The organism is Chryseobacterium paridis (assembly GCF_016595215.1).
GTDB classification, from domain to species: Bacteria; Bacteroidota; Bacteroidia; order Flavobacteriales; family Weeksellaceae; genus Chryseobacterium; species Chryseobacterium paridis.
Window position 1 is genome coordinate 1,148,258 of the sequence record NZ_JAENHK010000010.1, and the last position, 18,557, is coordinate 1,166,814.

Below are 18,557 nucleotides of genomic sequence, written 5' to 3' on the forward strand. Positions count from 1 at the left end.
TACACACATTAAAATAACAAAACAATTAATTTTTAAATCAGAAAAAATGAGAAAATCATTATTTATCCAATCCATTGGAATTTTAGCTCTTTCAGTGGCAACCTCATGTACACCCTCTTATTTTGGGAAAACATACGCCGCTACTCAGAATGTAGATGTTTATTTCGATGCAAAGGATGTAAAAAGAGAGCATGAAACAATGGGAACAACAGAAATTGATCAGGGATTCAGTTCTATAGATGCTATGCAACAAAAAGCAATTGAACTGGGAAAATCCAGAGGCGCTGACGGTGTTATTATGAAACTAACTGAGGAAGTTACCGGAAGTTCTAAAAGCGATTTTGGAAACGTAAAAAACGGAAGCAAAAACAATACATATAGTGGAGGATCCATCACCACGAATATGAAGGTGAAAAAAGTACAGGCAACTTTCATTAAATACAAGTAAGTCTATCACCCTCTAAGACTAACTTAGGCAGCTTTTCTGACTTCTGTTGCAGATCTTATTCTACTGTTGACTGCACATTCAGCTATTTTCAATCATTTTTAACATCAATTTTATATAGCTCATCATATGGCTATAGGAAAGTTATGTGTCATAATCAAATATCAATCCCGAAAAATAGATGTGAAAGTATCGGAAGTCAGTTGAGCATGCTTACTATATAACCAACATAACCTATTACAATGAAACAAAAGTTTAACCTTACCTCATTATTGATGCTTAGCATGGTTGTCACAAATGCACAAGCTGATCCTCATGAGAAATCCATACCTGGAAATAAGCCTGGTAATCCAGCTTTGGTATCTACCGAAGCAGAACTAAAGGAGCTAATGAAATTATCTGAGGGAGATCACCCTTATAAAGTAGAAGATTTCTTTGAACATCCAAAATTTTCTGATTTTCAATTATCACCAAATGGCCAGCACTTATCTTTCAAGGAAAGGGATGATAAAGGTAAAGGGCATATTATGATTAAAGAAGTAAGTACAGGTACGATTATCCGTGCCCTCGAAGAAAAAGAAGACGTAATCATAGGATATGGATGGGCGACCAACACCCGATTACTTTATCTGATGGACAATGGGGGTAATGAAAATTACCATCTTTATTCTGTAGAAATTGATGGATCGAATAATATAGATCTCACTCCTTATGATGGCGTAAGGGCAACCATTCTTAAACAGTCTCCTGAACAAAGAGATTTTCTCATTGTTTCAATGAACAAAGATAATCCTCAGACTTTTGAACCTTATAAAGTAAATATTCATACGGGTGACACTGTTAAATTATATGAGGATAAAGATCCGGACAATCCAATCGATGGTTATGATTTTGATAAAGACCTTAACTTAAGAGGGTTCAACAGAATCTCTAATGGTACTGAATATCAATATTTCTACAAATTTGTTGGTGCTAAAGATTTTGAGCTTGTTCACACTTCTAAATGGTACAATAAGTTTAAAATCCTTTCATTCAATTACGCTTCTAAAAATCCAGATGAAGCGTATGTCCTCACTAATCAAAATTCTGATAAAGCGCGTATCTTATTATATGATCTGAAATCAAAAAAGGTTTTAAAAAAGATTTTTTCAAATAAGAATTTTGATGCCACGCATATTGTACTATCCCGAAAAAGAAATTGGGAAGCTGACTATATAGATTATCAAAGTAAAAGATATATTATAAAACCTTTGAGTCATCATTTTAAAACCATTTACAAAAACCTTCACAAGCAGTTTAAAGGATATCAGTTTGAGGTTTCAGATCCTACAGACAAGGAAGATCAGTATCTTATAAAGGTTAGCAGTGATCAATTGTATGGTAAGTTTTATCAGTACAATACCATCACAAGGAAAGCAACTTTGCTGCATGATCTTATGCCAAAACTGAAAGAAGAAGATATGGGAGTCATGAAACCTATTACCTTTAAATCTAGAGACGGGCTTACTATTCACGGATATATCACGTTACCCAAAACAGCATTAAAAGGCAAAAAGGTTCCTATGGTAGTAAACCCTCATGGCGGTCCTCAAGGCACTCGTGATACTTGGGGATTCAATAAAGAGGCTCAGCTATTTGCAAGCAGAGGTTATGCAACACTCCAGATTAACTTTCGGATTTCCGACGGATATGGTATGAAATTCTTTCGTGCCGGATTCAAGCAAACCGGACAAAAGATAATGGATGATCTGGAAGCTGGTGTTCATTATGCCATAAAACAAGGTTGGATAGATCAAAATAATATTGCTATTTATGGTGGAAGCCATGGTGGCTACGCTACTTTAATGGGGTTAATCAAAACTCCTGAACTTTACAAAGCTGGAGTAGATTATGTGGGAATTTCAAACATTTTCACTTTTTTTGAGGCTTTCCCGCCGTATTGGAAACCGCTAAGGGAAATGCTAAAAGATGTATGGTATGACCTTGATGATCCGGTAGAAGCTAATATAGCCAAAGAGGTATCTCCAATCTATCATATTGACAAAATCAAAGCCCCTTTATTTGTAGTACAGGGAGGAAATGATCCGAGGGTAAATATTAACGAATCTGATCAGATCGTAGAAGCCTTGCGAAAAAAAGGATTTGATGTTCCGTATATGGTAAAATACAATGAAGGTCATGGTTTTATAAAAGAAGAAAACCAAATCGACTTTTATAAAGCAATGGTAGGTTTTTTCAGTCAACATTTAAAATAGTCGTTTTCATTATAAACAATTCAGATTGTTTCTTAATCCGAAGCCAAAAGCTTCGGATTTCCTTTACAAAGCAGTATTCATTAATTTATTGTTGAAAGTATCATATACAATTCGTTCTGGCTTTTCAGTTGCATTTTCTTATTTATCCTGTACCTTCTGGCTTCAGCAGCTCTGATAGTAGAATTGGTGTATTGCGATATTTCCTTGATCCCAAAATTCATTTTCAAAAGAGAACAAAAATTAATATCAGATATATTGAGATCAGTGTATTTATTTTTCAGAGTCGTGTAAAAATCTGGATACATCTTTTGAAACTCAATATAGAATACATTAATATCTTCTTTTGCCAAAAGAATCAATTCTTTTGTCTTTTCTGATTTTGGATTATTTTCTATATAATTTTCAGTTATTGGCTTCTCAAGAGCAATAAAATTATCCGAAATAGGATCTTCCGTAGTATTTCCAGCATAATTGAGTCTTTTCTTTTTACGCATTCTACTATAGAAAACTACAATCAATACACCTAAAAGAATGACACTTACACCAATGATCAAATTTGATCTGTCAGCAGGTATTTTTGTTTTTGTATCTAAAACCTTGACATTAATATTATTAATAAAATTGACATCCCCGGACTTTTTCTTTACTAAAGTAATACTGTCCATTAGACGCTTATATCTTTTTGAGAAAAATGTAGACTTTTCAAAATCTTTCATTTCTTCGTAGGATTCTGCAATCAAAGCGTAAACTTCATATTGCTCATATCTATTGTAATCTTTTTGCGAATTATTAATAGCCTTTGAAAAGTATTCGATGGCTAAAGGGTAATTTTGAGATTCTTTCTCAATAATACCTTTTGTGATAAAGTTTCTAACAATAAAAGTATTATCTGGAAACGATACCAATAACCTTTCAGTAATTCCAACATATTTTCGGGCTTCATCTATTTTCTTTTGATCTACCAGACAGCTAGTCAATGATTGCAGGGTATAGATTAAAGTTACCTTTTTTCGTTTGTTAGAATCATTTATTTTCAGACATTCAGAATAAGCCTGCTTCTTTAGTTTGGTAACTTCTTCAGCTGTATCTTTATCAAAATTATCACTAATTGTTAATAAATCAACTCTAGCCAGAATAATACAAACTTCATTTAGACGTCTATCATCTTCGTTTTTGATAAGCTTATTGTAATACTCTGTTTTGTATAAGATTTGTTTAGCAGCATTTAAATGGTCTAATTGCAAAAGTACTCTCTGATATAACAAAAGAATACGACAAAGCATATTATTATCGTTGTTCACTTTGGCTAAATCTATACCTTCATTTATCTTAACCAGAGCAGAATCAAAATCTCCATTAAGCTGATACAATTTAGCTTCTTCAAAAATGGAATAAACCTGCCCGGGGTAGAATTTTTTTTCACGGGATAAATAATAAAGAGCGGTAGCATTCTTAAGAGTAATCCCCGGATTAGTATCTCCCTTTATATAATTTTTTTCTAATAACTGGCTTATGCTATCAATTTCCCTGTTACTATTTTGTGCATCCGTATTCATATAAAAAATAAAAAAAACAATAGAGCATATAGATGTTTTTAATATTTTGCTGTTATACATATTTCATAATTATTTAACAAAGATAGATAAATTGAAAATTAATTTACTCACCTGTTTTTATTCATTCTAACTCCCATAATTTTAGGCATTTTGTATTTTGTGTATTTATGTGTAATTTATCGTAATACATTATAATACAACTAATTAAATACAGTCTTCAAAAAACTATCTTAACACAAACATACATAAATAAACACATCTATTCACAATACAGATCCTACTCTTTGTTTGTGTATTTTTTCATTATACTTTTGCAGAAGAAAATAATAAATCGTAAAACATATTTAGATTATAAAAATCAATCTTCAAATATATAATATGAAATAAAAAAATTGTAAAAACAATTAAAGTTAAAAGTGTGATAACCCATCAATTTTATAATAAGCCCATCATACTTTAAAGAAAACTGACTATTTAAAAATGAAAAACTTAAGGGTAATCAGTAAAAATCTTAAGAAGCCAATATAAATTTCTCCTACTAAAAAAAACACAAATGATGAGAGGAAGTGATTTCAATAAAAGGGCTATTATACTTTAGATTTTCTAATTGATTATCCTTTAAAAATTTGAAGTAGTCGTTTATCAGTGTTAATAGTTTCAACTGTTTTCCCATCCGAAACCTTTGGTTTCGGATTTTTCTGTAAAAAATCATCCTGTCTATTCTGTGTCTTATATATTATAAATGGACATCAATAATTATATTGATTATTTCGCTTTCTTACAATTTACATCATCTGCAAATAAGTAGCTTTGTTTATCAAAATATTCTAAATAGATCATTATGAAAAAGATTTTTTTAAGCATTCTTGCGATATTAGTTGCATTAATACTAATCGTTGGCATCCTTGAACTCACCAGCTCTTACAAAGTTACAGAAGATATTAACAGGAATGCACCCGTAAAAACACAGCAGAAAATTACCATTCACGCTTCTCCTGAAAAGATATACCGCATAATGAGCGATGTCAATCATTGGTCGACCTGGAATAAAGATATCCAGGATCCTGTTATGAATACTCCCTTTGTAAAAGGTAATAGTTTCGACTGGAAAAGTGGCGGACTTACGATCTGTTCAACTTTACATACAACAATCCCGAATCGTAAAATAGGATGGTCTGGACCTGCTTTTGGTGCTTTTGCCATTCACAACTGGACATTCGTCCGGGATAGTAATGATACTCAAGTAATTGTAGATGAAAGTATGGAGGGGTGGCTTGTTTCTATGATGAGTACAAAGTTTCAGACTCATCTTGAACAATCTCTACAGACGTGGTTGAAAGATCTAAAAACGGAAGCTGAGAAGTAAATTATTTTCGCCAATAATTAAGAAACAGATTATTATAAATAGAATTATGAAATATAAATGTAAAATTTTGTACTTTTATAGTCTAATAACCTGTGTTATTATAATCTCAACAGTTATAAACCTCTTGTTTATTCAGGAGGTTTTTTTATTACAACTAAAAAAACTCCTCCTTTTTAAAAGCTAAGAATTTTTAATCACTTTCACCGATGTTTATTGGTTTAAACCCTTTGTTCTAATAAATGATACCAACTAACACTATCAATAGAATTCAATAAAAATATAGCAGAGGACTTTCTGATATTCACTTCTTCCCCAGTATTTTGAGTTTCTATATATTCTGCCAAAGCATGTTGATGTGAAAGCTGGATTTTAATTTCAGAAATCTCAATTTTCATTTTTGGAAACCTTCCAAAGGCTTTGAGTAGCCAACCTGATAAACCTTCGTAGTCTACTTCATTACCAGCCATTCCTTTCATCCGGAAATAAGGATGAAAATTTTGCAACATAACATCCTGCAAAACCTCCTTATCATTCGTCTTTCCTTTGAACCAATTTTCTATATTCTGATGAAAATCTAAGATTTCTTTTTGTACTAATTCTTTTTTAGTCATTTCTTTATTTTTTTGAGTTATTAAAAGAGATAATCAAGGCCATAATCTGGAAGATACCAATAGTGGCAATCGCTCCTGCAATAGCAGATGACGCTCCCACCCTTTCTGCCATTGAAAAAAAAACGGATCCTATAATTGCTCCACCTAGCACACTACCTATCTGAATACTTGTACTCACAATTCCGGAGGCTTGCCCTTCTTCATTATCGCCTATATTAGCCATTACGTTTTTCAGCATAGCAGGCATTACTGTCCCATGTCCTACTCCTGCCATCAGCAATGCTAAATGAACTTTTATATCTGGTTTTTCGTTTTGATAAAATAAACAGGCAGCTATCAATGTTCCGCCCATCAACAGGAACAATCCTGCTTTAGTCAGATTGTGACTACTGATACGTATTTTTGTACTGATAAGCGGTGCAACAAAAAAACCAATACCATAAGGCAAAATTGCCAATCCTGTATTCAATGGTGTCCATAATAAATATTTTTGAAGGTAATATGGATAGCAAATAAAAAGGCCTGCTGTAAAGTTATAAATCAGAATAATACAAAGACCTTTGCTAAATGCTTTGTTCTTCAAAAGGCTTGTGTAGATCAATGGTGTTTTTCCTAAAAATTCTAACCGGGACTCGTAGATAATAAAGATGTATAAGAGCAATGATCCAAGAGCTATTATAATAAAAATCCATATAGGCCAACCTGTATTGTTTCCTTCTATTAAAGGATAAATAATACATAATAACGAGGTAATGATAAGTAAAACACCAATGAAATCTATATTCGCTCTTTTCTCCGATTTTGTTTCCTGAAGAACTTTTGATACCCCAATAATACAAACAGCAGCAACCGGAATATTGATCAGAAAAACTGATTGCCACGTAAATCCAAATAATTTAAGTTTGAGGAGTATTCCACCCAAAAGCTGTCCTAAAATAGCCGCAAATCCAAAGACAGAGCCAAATACCCCTATCGCTTTTATTTGCTCTTTTGCCGGAAAAATGATTCTGATATTCGCTAAAGCCTGTGGGGCCAACATCGCCGCACCGATTCCCTGTAAAATCCTGAATCCTATGAGGAAATTAATACCTGGAGAAAAAGCACATCCCGCTGAAGCAATCATAAACAGATACAGTCCTGTAATAAACATCTTCTTTCTGCCGAATATATCTCCAAATCTTCCACCACAGACAACCAAAGCTGCATACGTAAGACCATAAGCAGCAATAACCAATTGTAGAGCAGCATTAGTCGCATTAAAATCAGACCGTATCTCAGGCAGTGCAATATTCACAATAAAATAATCAAGAGGAGAAAGAAAAGCTCCCATGGTAAGAAAGCCTAAAGCCTGCCATCTGTTCTTACTGTATTCCATATAAAAAAATCTTACAGCAAAGGAACCATAATAAATACACGTATATTTGTACAATTGAAGGTTTATCATGTATAATTGAATATGAGCAGAGAAGGCATTGATATATTTTCCGCACAGGAAAAAGAAATTAAAAATCGTACATTATCTGTAAGTTCCAGACAGTCATTCACTATGATCTTTATTAAAAAAGGAGCAGGAACAGTAAATGTAGATGATCATCAATATGATTTCAAAGCTGGAAAATTCTTCCTGTTAAACACCTCACTGATGTATCATTTTTATGCTCAAGATGCTACTTTAATTATAATTCAATGCCCTTTGTCTTTTATTGATCAGGTCAGAACTGAGGCAGACCGGATAGAAACATGTGAGAACATTAACAAACTAAATTATATTGCTAACAACTATCATAGCCAGGCTGGTTGTATATTTAGAAGCGAAGATGATCTACAATTTGCAGAGGCCCTCATCCATAATATAGTAAGAGAGTATACTACATTACTAAACAAGGACTACCTAATCATCCGGCAATCTATTTCCATTCTCCTTAATCTTGTAGCCAGAAACCTGATATTAAGTGACACTCAGGAACTTCATGAAAACAGTACCGAGTTCTTGATCATGAAAATCATCAGTTATATACAAAAGAATATTAAAAATCCAGGAAAAACAAAAGTCTCCACGATTTCAGAGCATTTTGATGTATCAAAAACTTATTTCGGTGAATTCTTTAAAAAGAATGTAGGAATATCTTATCAGGACTATCTATTGGAATACCGCTTGAAATTGGTTGATACCCGTTTAAAATTCAGTACCATGAGATTAAAAGAAATTGCCCAGGAAATGGGCTTTAGTGATGAAAGCCATTTATCAAAAATATTTAAAAAGCACAGAGGGCTTAGTCCTTCACAATACAGAAGTAGTTGAGGATTTAATATTAAAACTTGTGTTATTATAATTAAACCACCTTTGCTTTCCGTGTGATTCTGGCCAACCACACTGGAAAAAACCTTTTCAAATACACTCCCATAACTTCTTTACCTCCTATGGCCTGTTGATATTTTTTCCTTTGAATGGCATTCAACATTTTTCTGGCAAAAATGTGAACGGGCATTCCTTTTTTAGTAGCATCATCCATTGTCCCTTGCGAGGATCCGTCTCCCGTTACTGCATTCATAGAAATATTGGTCTGTATAAAGCCAGGACATATAATGGTAATGAGGATTTTCTCTTTGTATAATTCAGCACGAAGAGCTTCAAAGAAACCATGCAACGCATGTTTAGCGCCAGCATATCCACTTCGCATAGGAGCACCAAACACTCCCATCAGACTGGATACTACCGCAATCTGTCCACCACCATGTTTAACCATATAGGGTAATATCGCCTTTGTAATGGCTACCGTCCCAATATAATCAACATCTATTAAACGCTTATCCACTTCAATATCCGTTTCCATTGCTAAGGAACGTTGAGATAAGCCTGCATTATTGATAAGAATATCTATGTTTCCGAATATTTCCACTGCCTGTGCTGCAATAGCAGGCATCTCTTTATAATTATATAGATCCAACGGTAATATAGCATAACGATTCTTACCAAGATTAGCTTTTTGGGCAATTGCTTCCAATTGTTCTTCTTTTCTTGATGAAAGAATGATCCTTGCAGTGGTTTTTGCCGCCAATTTCATCACTAAAGCCTCACCTATTCCCGAAGAAGCTCCTGTAATCCAAATTGTTTTATCATTAAAATAGGTACTCATGCGTTGAATATTTCCAATTATCTATTGTAACCAATATATCTTCCGGCCTTCATTCCTGAAAATAAGCACCCACCAAGGAATGTGCCTTCTAATGCACGATAACCATGCATTCCACCTCCTCCAAATCCACATACTTCTCCCGCAGCATACAAACCCTCCAGTATGGTTCCATCTTCTTTCAAAACCTGTCCGTTAAGATTAGTCTTTATTCCTCCCAATGTTTTCCGGGTAAGAATATTAAGTCTTACGGCAATCAAAGGTCCATTTTCAGGATCCAGTATTTTATGTGGAGCAGCTACTCTACCTAATTTATCACCAATATATTTTCTCGTACTTCTGATATAGTTAACCTGGGTGTCTTTTGAAAACTGATTATCCAGCTCTCTATCTCTCGCTTCAATCTGAGATTTTATTTTATCATATTCCAGAAGATGATCACCAGAGAGCTCATTCATTCTTTGAACAAGATCTTGCAGGTTATCTGAAACGATAAAGTCTTTTCCATGTTCTTTAAAAGCCTCCACAGGTCCTGGTGCTTTTTTCCCGAAAATCCTTTTTAGAAAAAGAACATAATCTTTGTTGGTAATATCTGGGTTTTGTTCGGATCCTGACAAAGCAAATTCTTTCTTAATGATTTTTTGCGTCAGGATAAACCACGAATAGGAAAAGCCTGTATCCTGTATATATTTAAGGGTTCCCAATGTATCAAATCCCGGTAAGAAAGGAGCAGGAAGTCTGTTTCCATTGGCATCGAACCAAAGAGATGACGGACCTGGCAATATCCTTATACCGTGATCTGACCAGATAGGATCCCAGTTCTGAATACCTTCTGTGTAATGCCACATTCTATCTCTATTAATAATATCAGCTCCTGCGTGCTCAGCTATACCGATCATCTTTCCATCCACATAAGCAGGTACCCCGCAAACCATTTTCTCTGGTGCCTTCCCCAGCCTTTCCGGCCAATTTTTCCGCACGATTTCATGATTGGCTCCTATTCCTCCGGAAGCAATAATAACATGAGGGGCATTATATGTAAATTGGGAAATAACAGTTCTGTTAGTTGCTTCACCTCTTGCTTTGTTATCATCTTCCAATACATCACCTTCAACACCAATGATTCTACCATTTTCCAGGATAAGATTAGTTACCCGGTGTCTGAATTTCATTTGAAGTAAATTTTTTGCCTTAGCCTCGTAAGCTTTTTCTACAAAAGGTTTCACTACTCCGGTACCCGTTCCCCAGCTGACATGAAAGCGGGGAACTGAATTTCCATGACCATTTGCTGAACCATCTCCTCTTTCTGCCCATCCTACCATAAACATCAGCTTGATCCCCATTTTACTGATATACTCATATTTCTCATTTGCTGCAAATTTCAAATACGCTTCGGCCCATTGTTTAGGCCAATAATCTTCTTCACGATCAAAGCCTGCCGTCCCCATCCAATCCTGTCTTGCGAGCTCATAAGAATCTTTGATTCCCACTCTGCGCTGTTGAGGGGAATTGATGAGGAAGAGACCACCAAAGGACCAAAATGCCTGGCCTCCGATATTCTGCTCAGTCTCCTGGTCGATCAATAATACCTTTTTTCCAGTATTGGTAATTTCCATAGCAGCAGTCAGCCCTGCTAATCCGGAACCAATGATAATAGCATCGGCTTGAAATTCTTTGTCCATAGGTCTTCTATATCATTATGAAATTCTATAAACTAAGATAAAGGATTTTAAGATTATAATAAACCGAATAACCATTCTTTCATTTATTTTCTTAGGATTTTAATATGCAGTAAATATGATAATATTTTAAAATCAAGTACATTTGATTCTCCTATACCAATCAGAAACATCATGAACATTGAATATCAAATGACTAACCCTCCACTGAAAGTGACACTAATATAACAATAAGATATATTAGAAGCTAACATTCAAGAAGATAGCTGGAATTTGTAAAAATTCTGGAGATTTATTTTATTTCCATTCTGCTCTATGCATCAAAAAACTATTTTCCTGTTTTTCAAATCCCACTTTTGGATAATACTCCATCGCTGTAGGCACAGACAAAAGCAGGATCATAGACTGTTCTCCTACCTTTTCTTTCGTCAGGTTGATCAGCTTTCTGCCGATTCCTTCTTTTTTATATTCATCTCTAATCGCCAGATCTGACAAATAACAGCACCACACCCAATCTATTATGGATCGGGAAACTCCTACCAATAAGTCATTATGCCATGCTGTTACAATAAGATTTGAATTGTCAAACATCTTCTGAATTCTCTCCTTATCATGGGTTGGGCGAGGTAAACCCGCATTATCATAAAGTTCAATGACCTACTCTGCAGTTGGTTTTTTATCAGTACTGTATACTATTTCCATAATGTTAATTTTTATAAGCTAAATATACTAACTAATTGAAATTGTTCATGTACCTTAAAATATAAATACCCTCTGAATAATTATCATCAATAAACATGATCAAACCCTCATCAAAACGGGGTTTTCTATTTTATCCAAAATTTTAACAAAATATTGTAGTCATTACTCCGTTTACTATACACGTAACTCAAGTTTGAGTTTCATGGTTATTAGTTTTTAATCCTCAACCTAGGTTGAGGATTTTTTATTATATTTGAACTTCTTGTGATTTAATCACATTTGTGTTTTTTTTAGGCCTTCTCCGGAAGGCTTTTTTATGATCTAAAACCAACGACAAATCCTTTACAGCAAGAAATCCAGGGCAAAATAAACCACACTATTATCAGGTAAAATCCTATAAAATCTTAGAGATTATTTTTTACACTTTCTTATAAAAAAAAGCAATGCTACAACGATTTGACTGATAAATGAAGGAAAATAGAAAGAAATTCTGATGATTCAACTAAAGATAATCTTCTAAATTTTATCTTCCTGTTCAATTTTTGTCGGGCTGTACCCAAACTGTTTTTTAAAAGTATATGAAAAATGGGAAAGATCTTCAAAACCCAGATCAATATAGATATCAGAAACCGACCGTCCCATCTCTTTAATAAGAAAGTAAGCTTCATTCAAACGCATTTGTAATATCCATTTATGGGGAGAAGTATGAAACACTTTTTCAAAGTCACGCTTAAAGGTGGCAAGACTTCTTCCTGTAAGATAAGCAAAGCGATCAAGATTTACATTGTATCTGTAATTCTGGTTCATAAAAGCCTCAAGATCTATTTTATGAGGCTCTGAAAAGTCAAAAAGAATATTTTTCAAATCAGGTTGTATCTCTAATAAGATCAATAAAAGCTCTTTAATTTTTAAATCAACAAGCGGTTTATTGCCGAGACTATTACTTTCAATCATAGTCCGCAGAGAAATCATGTAGTTTTCGAGCAGGGCATTCATTTTGATGGGAACAAGAGGCTTCACTGGCACAAAATAATCAGAAAGCAGCTCATATTCTTTAGCCGTATTCTTCAATATCTCTTCTCTCAAATAGATATTCATGCTTTCAAAAACTCCATTTTCTGGCGGATATTTTACAAATTTCACCAGCTGATTTTTTTGTATAAGATTAAAATGACCTTCTTCTGCTCTATATTTTTCTTTACCATCTGCCAGGACAAAGGTTCCGGACAGCTGAAATGAAAGTGTATGCTGGGGAACAAAATTCTCTCCCTTTCTGCTTAACTCATGATAGCAGGAATATACAATATCTGAACTTTCTGTTTGTGTCATATCAATAAAAAAATATAAAGCATTATCTGTTACAATAATGCTTTATCAAATGTACATATTATTATTTCAAAACCGCCTTGGGCTCCAGGTATGCTCCTAATCCATACACGCCGAATTCGCGACCTATTCCTGATTGCTTGAAACCACCAAAAGGTAACATAGGATCATGACTGAACCCATTGATACAAACTCTTCCGGCATCAATTTTTGAAGCAACATTTAATGCCCTGTCTGTATCGGCTGAACTTACGTAAGCAGCAAGGCCATAAGGACTATCATTAGCAATTTCAATGGCTTCTTCTTCCGTTTCATATGGAATAATAGATAATACCGGACCAAATATTTCTTCCTGGGCAATACGCATATCATTTCGGACATTGGTGAAAATAGTAGCCTTTACGAAATTACCGTCTTCGAGACCTTCCGGTTTTCCTTCTCCTCCTACTAATAACGTTGCCCCTTCTTGTACGCCTATTTTGATATAATTCTGAACTCTTTCAAATTGCTTAACACTGACCATAGGTCCTACATTGGTTTCTTCATTTTCGGGTAGACCTACGATTACTTTTTCAGCAGTTGCTTTAGCTAAAACGTTTACTTCATCCAACTTATTGATTGGAACTAAAAGCCTTGTCGGTGCAATACACGCCTGTCCACTATTCATATAAGCCCCATATACAGCCATTGGTATTGCCTGTTGCAGATCCGCATCATCAAGAATAATATTGGGAGATTTTCCTCCTAATTCCAATGTAACCCGCTTCATTGTTTCGGCTCCATTTCTAGTAATCATTTTACCAACTGCCGTAGAACCCGTAAAAGAAATCTTGGCAACATCCTTATTATTGGTAAGTTCTGTTCCTACTACATTTCCTAAACCTGTCACAAAATTGATAATTCCTTTAGGTAATCCTGCATCATGAAAAGCTTCCATAAGAACCTGAGTCTGTAAACTGCTCATTTCACTTGGTTTGATCACAACTGTGCATCCTGCTGAAATAGCTGTGGCCACTTTACTGCAAACTGAGCTGTTGCTTGCATTCCATGGTGTAATAATTCCCACTACTCCTACTGGTTGTAATCTTACAATAGAAGAATTAATGTTTTTTTCAAATTCAAAGTTCTTAAGAGTTTCTATTATGCTATCAAACCATCCTCCTGTATTTTTATTGCTCATGGTAGCAAACTGATACGTTCCACCATATTCTTCAATCATCACATCTATCAGATCCTGTTCTCTTTTCTGAACTGCACTTTTTAATTTTTCCAAATAAGTAATACGTTCTGAAATACTGCTTTGAGAGAATGTCTTAAAAGCTGCCTTTGCAGCTGCAATAGCATTTTGGGTATCTGTTTCATCTGCAAGCAGTACTTCACCGATCTTTATATTATTGGTAGGATTGATCAGATCAAAGGTTTCTGTTCCGTGAGGCGTTACAAATTCGCCGTTAATGTAAATTTTATTTACTGTTTTCATTTCTTTAAATTTATAAGAACAAAATTAGACGATGTAGGAATCAAAAGCTTTGTAAAAAAGCTCAATTTAGTTTGCAAAATAGCTCATTCTTAAAACTGGATAAGAAGTACATACCAAAAAGGAAACCCTTTAATAACAAAGGGCTCCCGGGGCATATAATATTAAAAAGTGTTTAAAGCAAAACTTCCCAATGAAGGGAAGCAATAATTATCCCTTTAGTTTAATTGAACACTAAGTAATGATAATTAAAGGATTGTTAAACAAATATATCAATAGATTCCTGTCAATTTTATGATCGCAGTCATAACAGGGTGAATTATATCTATTTTCTTAAACCTGTTTAAGAACAGATGAAATCAAAGAACATAAATTTGTATCAATAAATCAATAATATGTCACTACAAATCCCAAAACTTGTCGCTGGTATCTCAATTCCTGATAGCAATTTGGCACAACAGGCCACCGAGTTATTAATAGAACATGGCTCCGACTTTCTTTACAATCATTCATTAAGGACATTTATTTTTGCTTCATTACATGGTGAGCGAAGAAAGCTGATATATGATAAAGAACTTTTATACATCTGTTCAGTTTTTCATGACCTTGGGCTTACACCACATTATAGCAGTCCTGATAAGCGTTTCGAAGTAGATGGAGCTGATGCTGCACGTAATTTTTTGAAAGGACACGGTTTATCTGACCAGACACTGCAACTTGTATGGGATGCAATTGCCTTACACACTACGCCAGGCATTGTTGAATATAAAGAAGCTGAAGCAGTACTACTGAATTCGGGAGTAGCACTGGATGTCATAGGAAGAGGATATGAACATTTATCAGACAGTATTCGCAAAGAAATCACAGCTTATTTTCCACGTACTGATTTTAAGAAAATAATTATTCCTACTTTTTTTGAGGGATTCAAACATAAACCGCATACTACTTATGGTAATATGAATGCTGATATTTGCACATGCATGATCCCAGGTTTCAAAAGTCCTAATTTTTGTGATGCCATTTTACAGTCTCCGTGGGAAGAATAAAAATTTTCAATTAATCAGAGATATTATATCGAAAAAGAAGAGGCCGCCCATTACGGACAACCTCTTCATTTCAAAAAACTGACAGATGTTATTAGTTAATACCCTCTTCCATATATAATGGATTAATAATTCTATTTGAGAACTTGTAAAAGTTAAATTCCGTCAATGTCAATACCAACATTTCAGAAATGCTACTATAAAAGTTTTTGCTAAAATACAAAAATTCCTTAATTAGTGACAAATTATCTAATTAAAAATACTTTAAATAAAGGATTTAAAACTATAGTATAATTCACATAAAAATGAATTATATAATTACTAAATAATTTTTTATCAATTATCAGAAATCAGAAGCAGATCCATGGTACTATCATGGTACTTTGCAATCTAATTTACATTAATCCAGCAAAATTAAAACTTTATTTCACTATTAAGTGTATTAAATAAATCTACAAATTAAAAATTACATGCTGTATATCAATAACTTAACATAATAAAAAAAATATCAAAAATAGGAATTATATATTTATATTTGATAGATATCTAATATATTATTAACTATAAAAACTAATTATGAAAAAACTTTCTTTTCTGGGAGTTCTGTTGGCATTATCTTCTGTAAGTGCACAGACAACCATTTTTGAAGATAGCTTTGAAAGCTACGCAGATTTCGCTTATACAACTGGTACCGTAGGTAGCTGGACTTTAACTGACCTTGATGGTAAAAATTCGTATACTTTAAACGGCTCTACTTTTCCTAATCAAGGAATCCCAAAAGCTTATATTGTATTTAATAAGGCAGGACTAGTGCCTACAACTACCTCTACTCAGACAGCTGCAAGAACAGGAAATAAGGCTATGGCATGTTTTAATGCGAGTGCTCCCGCTCCACGTGTCAATAATGACTGGCTGATTAGCCCTAAGATTAATTTAGGTTCTACCGGAAACAATCTTAGTTTTTGGGTAAAATCTATACATGAAGATTATGGTGAAGAAAAGTTTAATGTTTGGGTTTCTACCACAAACACCAATACTACAAGTTTTACTAAACTTAATTCAAGTGTCATAGTAACTCCAGCTGTTGTAGAGTATAATGAGCATACTTTTAATTTAGATGCTTATGCAGGACAAGGCGTTTATATTGCTATACAATGTGTCTCGGATGATCAGTTTGCCTTGTTTGTTGACGATTTTAAAGTTACCACTACGGGTACTTTAGGTACTTCTGAAGCGACTAAAACTTCAGCTGGTATTTCTGTATATCCAAATCCTACATCGGATATCCTTACTATTAAATCCAAAGAAAAAGTAAATGCTATTGAAATTTTCGATATTGGAGGAAGAAAAGTAACAGCTACTTTGAATAATGATAAAGTTGATGTCAGACATTTAAGTTCTGGAAATTATATCATCAATATTGAAACTAAAAATGGTAAAACAACAGAGAAGTTCATTAAAAAATAAATATTAATCCTTTTTATTATTAGAAAACACTCTCATGGAGTGTTTTTTTGTTTTAAATATTTAGTATTTTCTAATCTTTACACTAGAAACGCCATTTATTTTAATCTTCCTTCCTACTTTTCTCAACAATCCAGTTTTTATATCACGTTTAAATACAAAAACATTTCCACTTCCTGCATTGGTTACAATTAAAAATTTTCCAGTTTCATCTATATCAAATACTCTTAACTGCTTACCAAAAGTCCGCTGGTATCCTGCAATTTTTAATGTCCCATCTCCACGGATTGAAAAAATGGCAATGTTATTTTCTCCACCACGATTTGAAGCATACAGAAACTTTCCATCAGGGGAAATACGAACATCAGAACTTTCATAATTATCTTTAACCTCATCTGAATGAGTATTGATCCTTTGTATACTCTCCAGCTTTCCATTATCATATGAATAAGCATCCAGAGCCCCGCCTAGTTCTTCGATACAGTAAGCAAACTTGCCATTGGGATGAAAAGTAAAATGCCTGGGGCCAGTTCCTACGACGGTAGGTATAAAAGAAGGTTCAGTCGTTTGTAAAGGTTCTGTTTTATTACTTTCAAATCGATAAGACCTGATTTTATCGGCCCCCAGATCAGGAGCAAACAAGTAATTAAAATCGGGTGAAAAAACAGTGGAATGAATATGAGAACGGTCTTGTCTATCAGAATTAATGCTCCCTTCTGTAAATTGAAAATTTTGAACCTCTGGTTGTATTTGTCCATTTTCTAAAACAGGATACACAGAAATACTTCCTTCCGTATAATTTCCATTAACCAACCATTTTCCACTTTTATGAACGCTTACATAAACCGGATTTTCCCCACCACTCTTTTGACTGTTGATAAAAGTCAGTTTTCCATTTTCAGGATTGAATGCAAAACTGCTGACACTTCCTGCATTTTTTGTTTTACTTTCCGTACAGGCAAAAAGATATTTACCATCTGGAGATAGCGTTAAAAATGATGGATTCAGGATACCTTTAACCGAGCTTATTTTGGTAAGCTTTCCACGAATTGTATCCATTCGATAGACGTACAATCCTTCTGTAGTTTTATCACGATTAAAAGAACCAAAGAATACATAAGTACTCTGTGAGTATACTTGCCCACTTTTCAAAATTACAAGTATCAGCGCTAAGATATTTTTCAATTTTTTAATTAAAAGGGAGTTGTGGTGCAATAATGCCGGGAGTTGGCAAATTTAAACAATGTCTTCATTCAATGGGTAAAAATGTTTAATAAAATTGAACCGCACAGTGATTTCAGAAACCAATATCATACATAAAGACAGAAGCCAATCATTGGATTATTATCCTAAACTATTATTGCAACTATCATAAGCTTCTCTATTCTACAAGACTTGTATAAAAGATTACACTTACTTGATAATTCTACACACCTGTGAATTTTGTCTTTAACATCCGGCTAGACAATCCTACATTTAAATAATAAAATATTAAACCG

At 33.9% G+C, this 18,557-nt stretch carries 15 protein-coding genes; 6 read left to right on the forward strand and 9 right to left on the reverse strand.

Annotated elements, in window-relative coordinates:
- Positions 1-46: 46 nt before the first annotated feature.
- Positions 47-448 carry a hypothetical protein gene (locus JHL15_RS14700; protein WP_200246918.1) on the forward strand — a complete coding sequence of 134 codons (402 nt, stop codon included), beginning with the start codon at positions 47-49 and terminating at the stop codon, positions 446-448.
- Positions 449-687: 239 nt separating this feature from the next.
- On the forward strand, positions 688-2,700 hold the full coding sequence (locus tag JHL15_RS14705; protein WP_200246921.1) for an alpha/beta hydrolase family protein: 2,013 nt from the start codon (positions 688-690) through the stop codon (positions 2,698-2,700).
- An 80-nt stretch (positions 2,701-2,780) separates the two neighbouring features.
- Here JHL15_RS14705 and JHL15_RS14710 read toward each other — a convergent pair whose 3' ends face one another.
- Positions 2,781-4,256, reverse strand: a complete 1,476-nt coding sequence (locus tag JHL15_RS14710) for a tetratricopeptide repeat protein (protein ID WP_200246923.1) — start codon at positions 4,254-4,256, stop codon at positions 2,781-2,783.
- Between the two features lie 841 nt (positions 4,257-5,097).
- On the opposite strand from JHL15_RS14710, the gene JHL15_RS14715 reads away from it, so the two are divergent.
- Positions 5,098-5,622 (forward strand): SRPBCC family protein, encoded by a 525-nt coding sequence (locus tag JHL15_RS14715; protein WP_200246925.1) that lies wholly within the window; start codon positions 5,098-5,100, stop codon positions 5,620-5,622.
- Between the two features lie 218 nt (positions 5,623-5,840).
- Here the strand turns inward: JHL15_RS14715 and JHL15_RS14720 are convergent, their stop codons facing one another.
- Both JHL15_RS14720 and JHL15_RS14725 read right to left on the reverse strand, forming a co-directional pair.
- A complete protein-coding gene (locus JHL15_RS14720) occupies positions 5,841-6,233 on the reverse strand; it encodes a hypothetical protein (RefSeq protein ID WP_200246926.1) in 393 nt (130 codons plus the stop codon).
- A gap of 4 nt (positions 6,234-6,237) precedes the next feature.
- Complete coding sequence (locus JHL15_RS14725; RefSeq protein WP_200246927.1) at positions 6,238-7,608, reverse strand: MFS transporter; 1,371 nt, start codon at positions 7,606-7,608, stop codon at positions 6,238-6,240.
- Positions 7,609-7,689: 81 nt separating this feature from the next.
- Between JHL15_RS14725 and JHL15_RS14730 the strand changes: the two genes are divergently transcribed.
- Entirely contained in the window at positions 7,690-8,535 is an 846-nt protein-coding gene (locus JHL15_RS14730) for a helix-turn-helix transcriptional regulator (RefSeq protein ID WP_200246929.1), read from the forward strand.
- 31 nt (positions 8,536-8,566) lie between these two features.
- Here JHL15_RS14730 and JHL15_RS14735 read toward each other — a convergent pair whose 3' ends face one another.
- The 5 genes from JHL15_RS14735 to JHL15_RS14755 form a co-directional block, all read right to left on the reverse strand.
- On the reverse strand, positions 8,567-9,370 hold the full coding sequence (locus tag JHL15_RS14735) for an SDR family oxidoreductase (protein WP_200246930.1): 804 nt from the start codon (positions 9,368-9,370) through the stop codon (positions 8,567-8,569).
- 17 nt (positions 9,371-9,387) lie between these two features.
- Positions 9,388-11,049, reverse strand: coding sequence for an FAD-binding dehydrogenase (locus JHL15_RS14740; protein WP_200246932.1), 1,662 nt, complete (start codon positions 11,047-11,049; stop codon positions 9,388-9,390).
- A gap of 294 nt (positions 11,050-11,343) precedes the next feature.
- On the reverse strand, positions 11,344-11,700 hold the full coding sequence (locus JHL15_RS14745) for a GNAT family N-acetyltransferase (protein ID WP_317193066.1): 357 nt from the start codon (positions 11,698-11,700) through the stop codon (positions 11,344-11,346).
- 564 nt (positions 11,701-12,264) lie between these two features.
- Entirely contained in the window at positions 12,265-13,077 is an 813-nt protein-coding gene (locus JHL15_RS14750) for a helix-turn-helix domain-containing protein (RefSeq protein ID WP_200246934.1), read from the reverse strand.
- A 61-nt stretch (positions 13,078-13,138) separates the two neighbouring features.
- A complete protein-coding gene (locus JHL15_RS14755) occupies positions 13,139-14,554 on the reverse strand; it encodes an aldehyde dehydrogenase family protein (protein WP_200246936.1) in 1,416 nt (471 codons plus the stop codon).
- Positions 14,555-14,946: 392 nt separating this feature from the next.
- Between JHL15_RS14755 and JHL15_RS14760 the strand changes: the two genes are divergently transcribed.
- Both JHL15_RS14760 and JHL15_RS14765 read left to right on the forward strand, forming a co-directional pair.
- Positions 14,947-15,597 (forward strand): HD domain-containing protein, encoded by a 651-nt coding sequence (locus JHL15_RS14760; RefSeq protein ID WP_200246938.1) that lies wholly within the window; start codon positions 14,947-14,949, stop codon positions 15,595-15,597.
- Positions 15,598-16,170: 573 nt separating this feature from the next.
- Positions 16,171-17,061, forward strand: coding sequence for a T9SS-dependent choice-of-anchor J family protein (locus tag JHL15_RS14765; RefSeq protein ID WP_200246940.1), 891 nt, complete (start codon positions 16,171-16,173; stop codon positions 17,059-17,061).
- A 60-nt stretch (positions 17,062-17,121) separates the two neighbouring features.
- Here the strand turns inward: JHL15_RS14765 and JHL15_RS14770 are convergent, their stop codons facing one another.
- The gene (locus tag JHL15_RS14770) at positions 17,122-18,243 is read right to left on the reverse strand and encodes a lactonase family protein (protein ID WP_200246942.1); all 1,122 of its coding nucleotides are present in this window, start codon (positions 18,241-18,243) and stop codon (positions 17,122-17,124) included.
- Between the last annotated feature and the right edge of the window lie 314 nt (positions 18,244-18,557).

Bases quoted from the DNA above. Each gene is read 5' to 3' on its own strand.
- JHL15_RS14725 (WP_200246927.1), bottom strand. From the start codon at position 7,608: ATGGAATACAGTAAGAACAGATGGCAGGCTTTAGGCTTTCTTACCATG.
- JHL15_RS14765 (WP_200246940.1), top strand. From the start codon at position 16,171: ATGAAAAAACTTTCTTTTCTGGGAGTTCTGTTGGCATTATCTTCTGTA.
- JHL15_RS14700 (WP_200246918.1), top strand. From the start codon at position 47: ATGAGAAAATCATTATTTATCCAATCCATTGGAATTTTAGCTCTTTCA.
- JHL15_RS14750 (WP_200246934.1), bottom strand. From the start codon at position 13,077: ATGACACAAACAGAAAGTTCAGATATTGTATATTCCTGCTATCATGAG.
- JHL15_RS14740 (WP_200246932.1), bottom strand. From the start codon at position 11,049: ATGGACAAAGAATTTCAAGCCGATGCTATTATCATTGGTTCCGGATTA.
- JHL15_RS14720 (WP_200246926.1), bottom strand. From the start codon at position 6,233: ATGACTAAAAAAGAATTAGTACAAAAAGAAATCTTAGATTTTCATCAG.
- JHL15_RS14735 (WP_200246930.1), bottom strand. From the start codon at position 9,370: ATGAGTACCTATTTTAATGATAAAACAATTTGGATTACAGGAGCTTCT.
- JHL15_RS14730 (WP_200246929.1), top strand. From the start codon at position 7,690: ATGAGCAGAGAAGGCATTGATATATTTTCCGCACAGGAAAAAGAAATT.
- JHL15_RS14755 (WP_200246936.1), bottom strand. From the start codon at position 14,554: ATGAAAACAGTAAATAAAATTTACATTAACGGCGAATTTGTAACGCCT.
- JHL15_RS14760 (WP_200246938.1), top strand. From the start codon at position 14,947: ATGTCACTACAAATCCCAAAACTTGTCGCTGGTATCTCAATTCCTGAT.
- JHL15_RS14715 (WP_200246925.1), top strand. From the start codon at position 5,098: ATGAAAAAGATTTTTTTAAGCATTCTTGCGATATTAGTTGCATTAATA.
- JHL15_RS14705 (WP_200246921.1), top strand. From the start codon at position 688: ATGAAACAAAAGTTTAACCTTACCTCATTATTGATGCTTAGCATGGTT.
- JHL15_RS14710 (WP_200246923.1), bottom strand. From the start codon at position 4,256: ATGAATACGGATGCACAAAATAGTAACAGGGAAATTGATAGCATAAGC.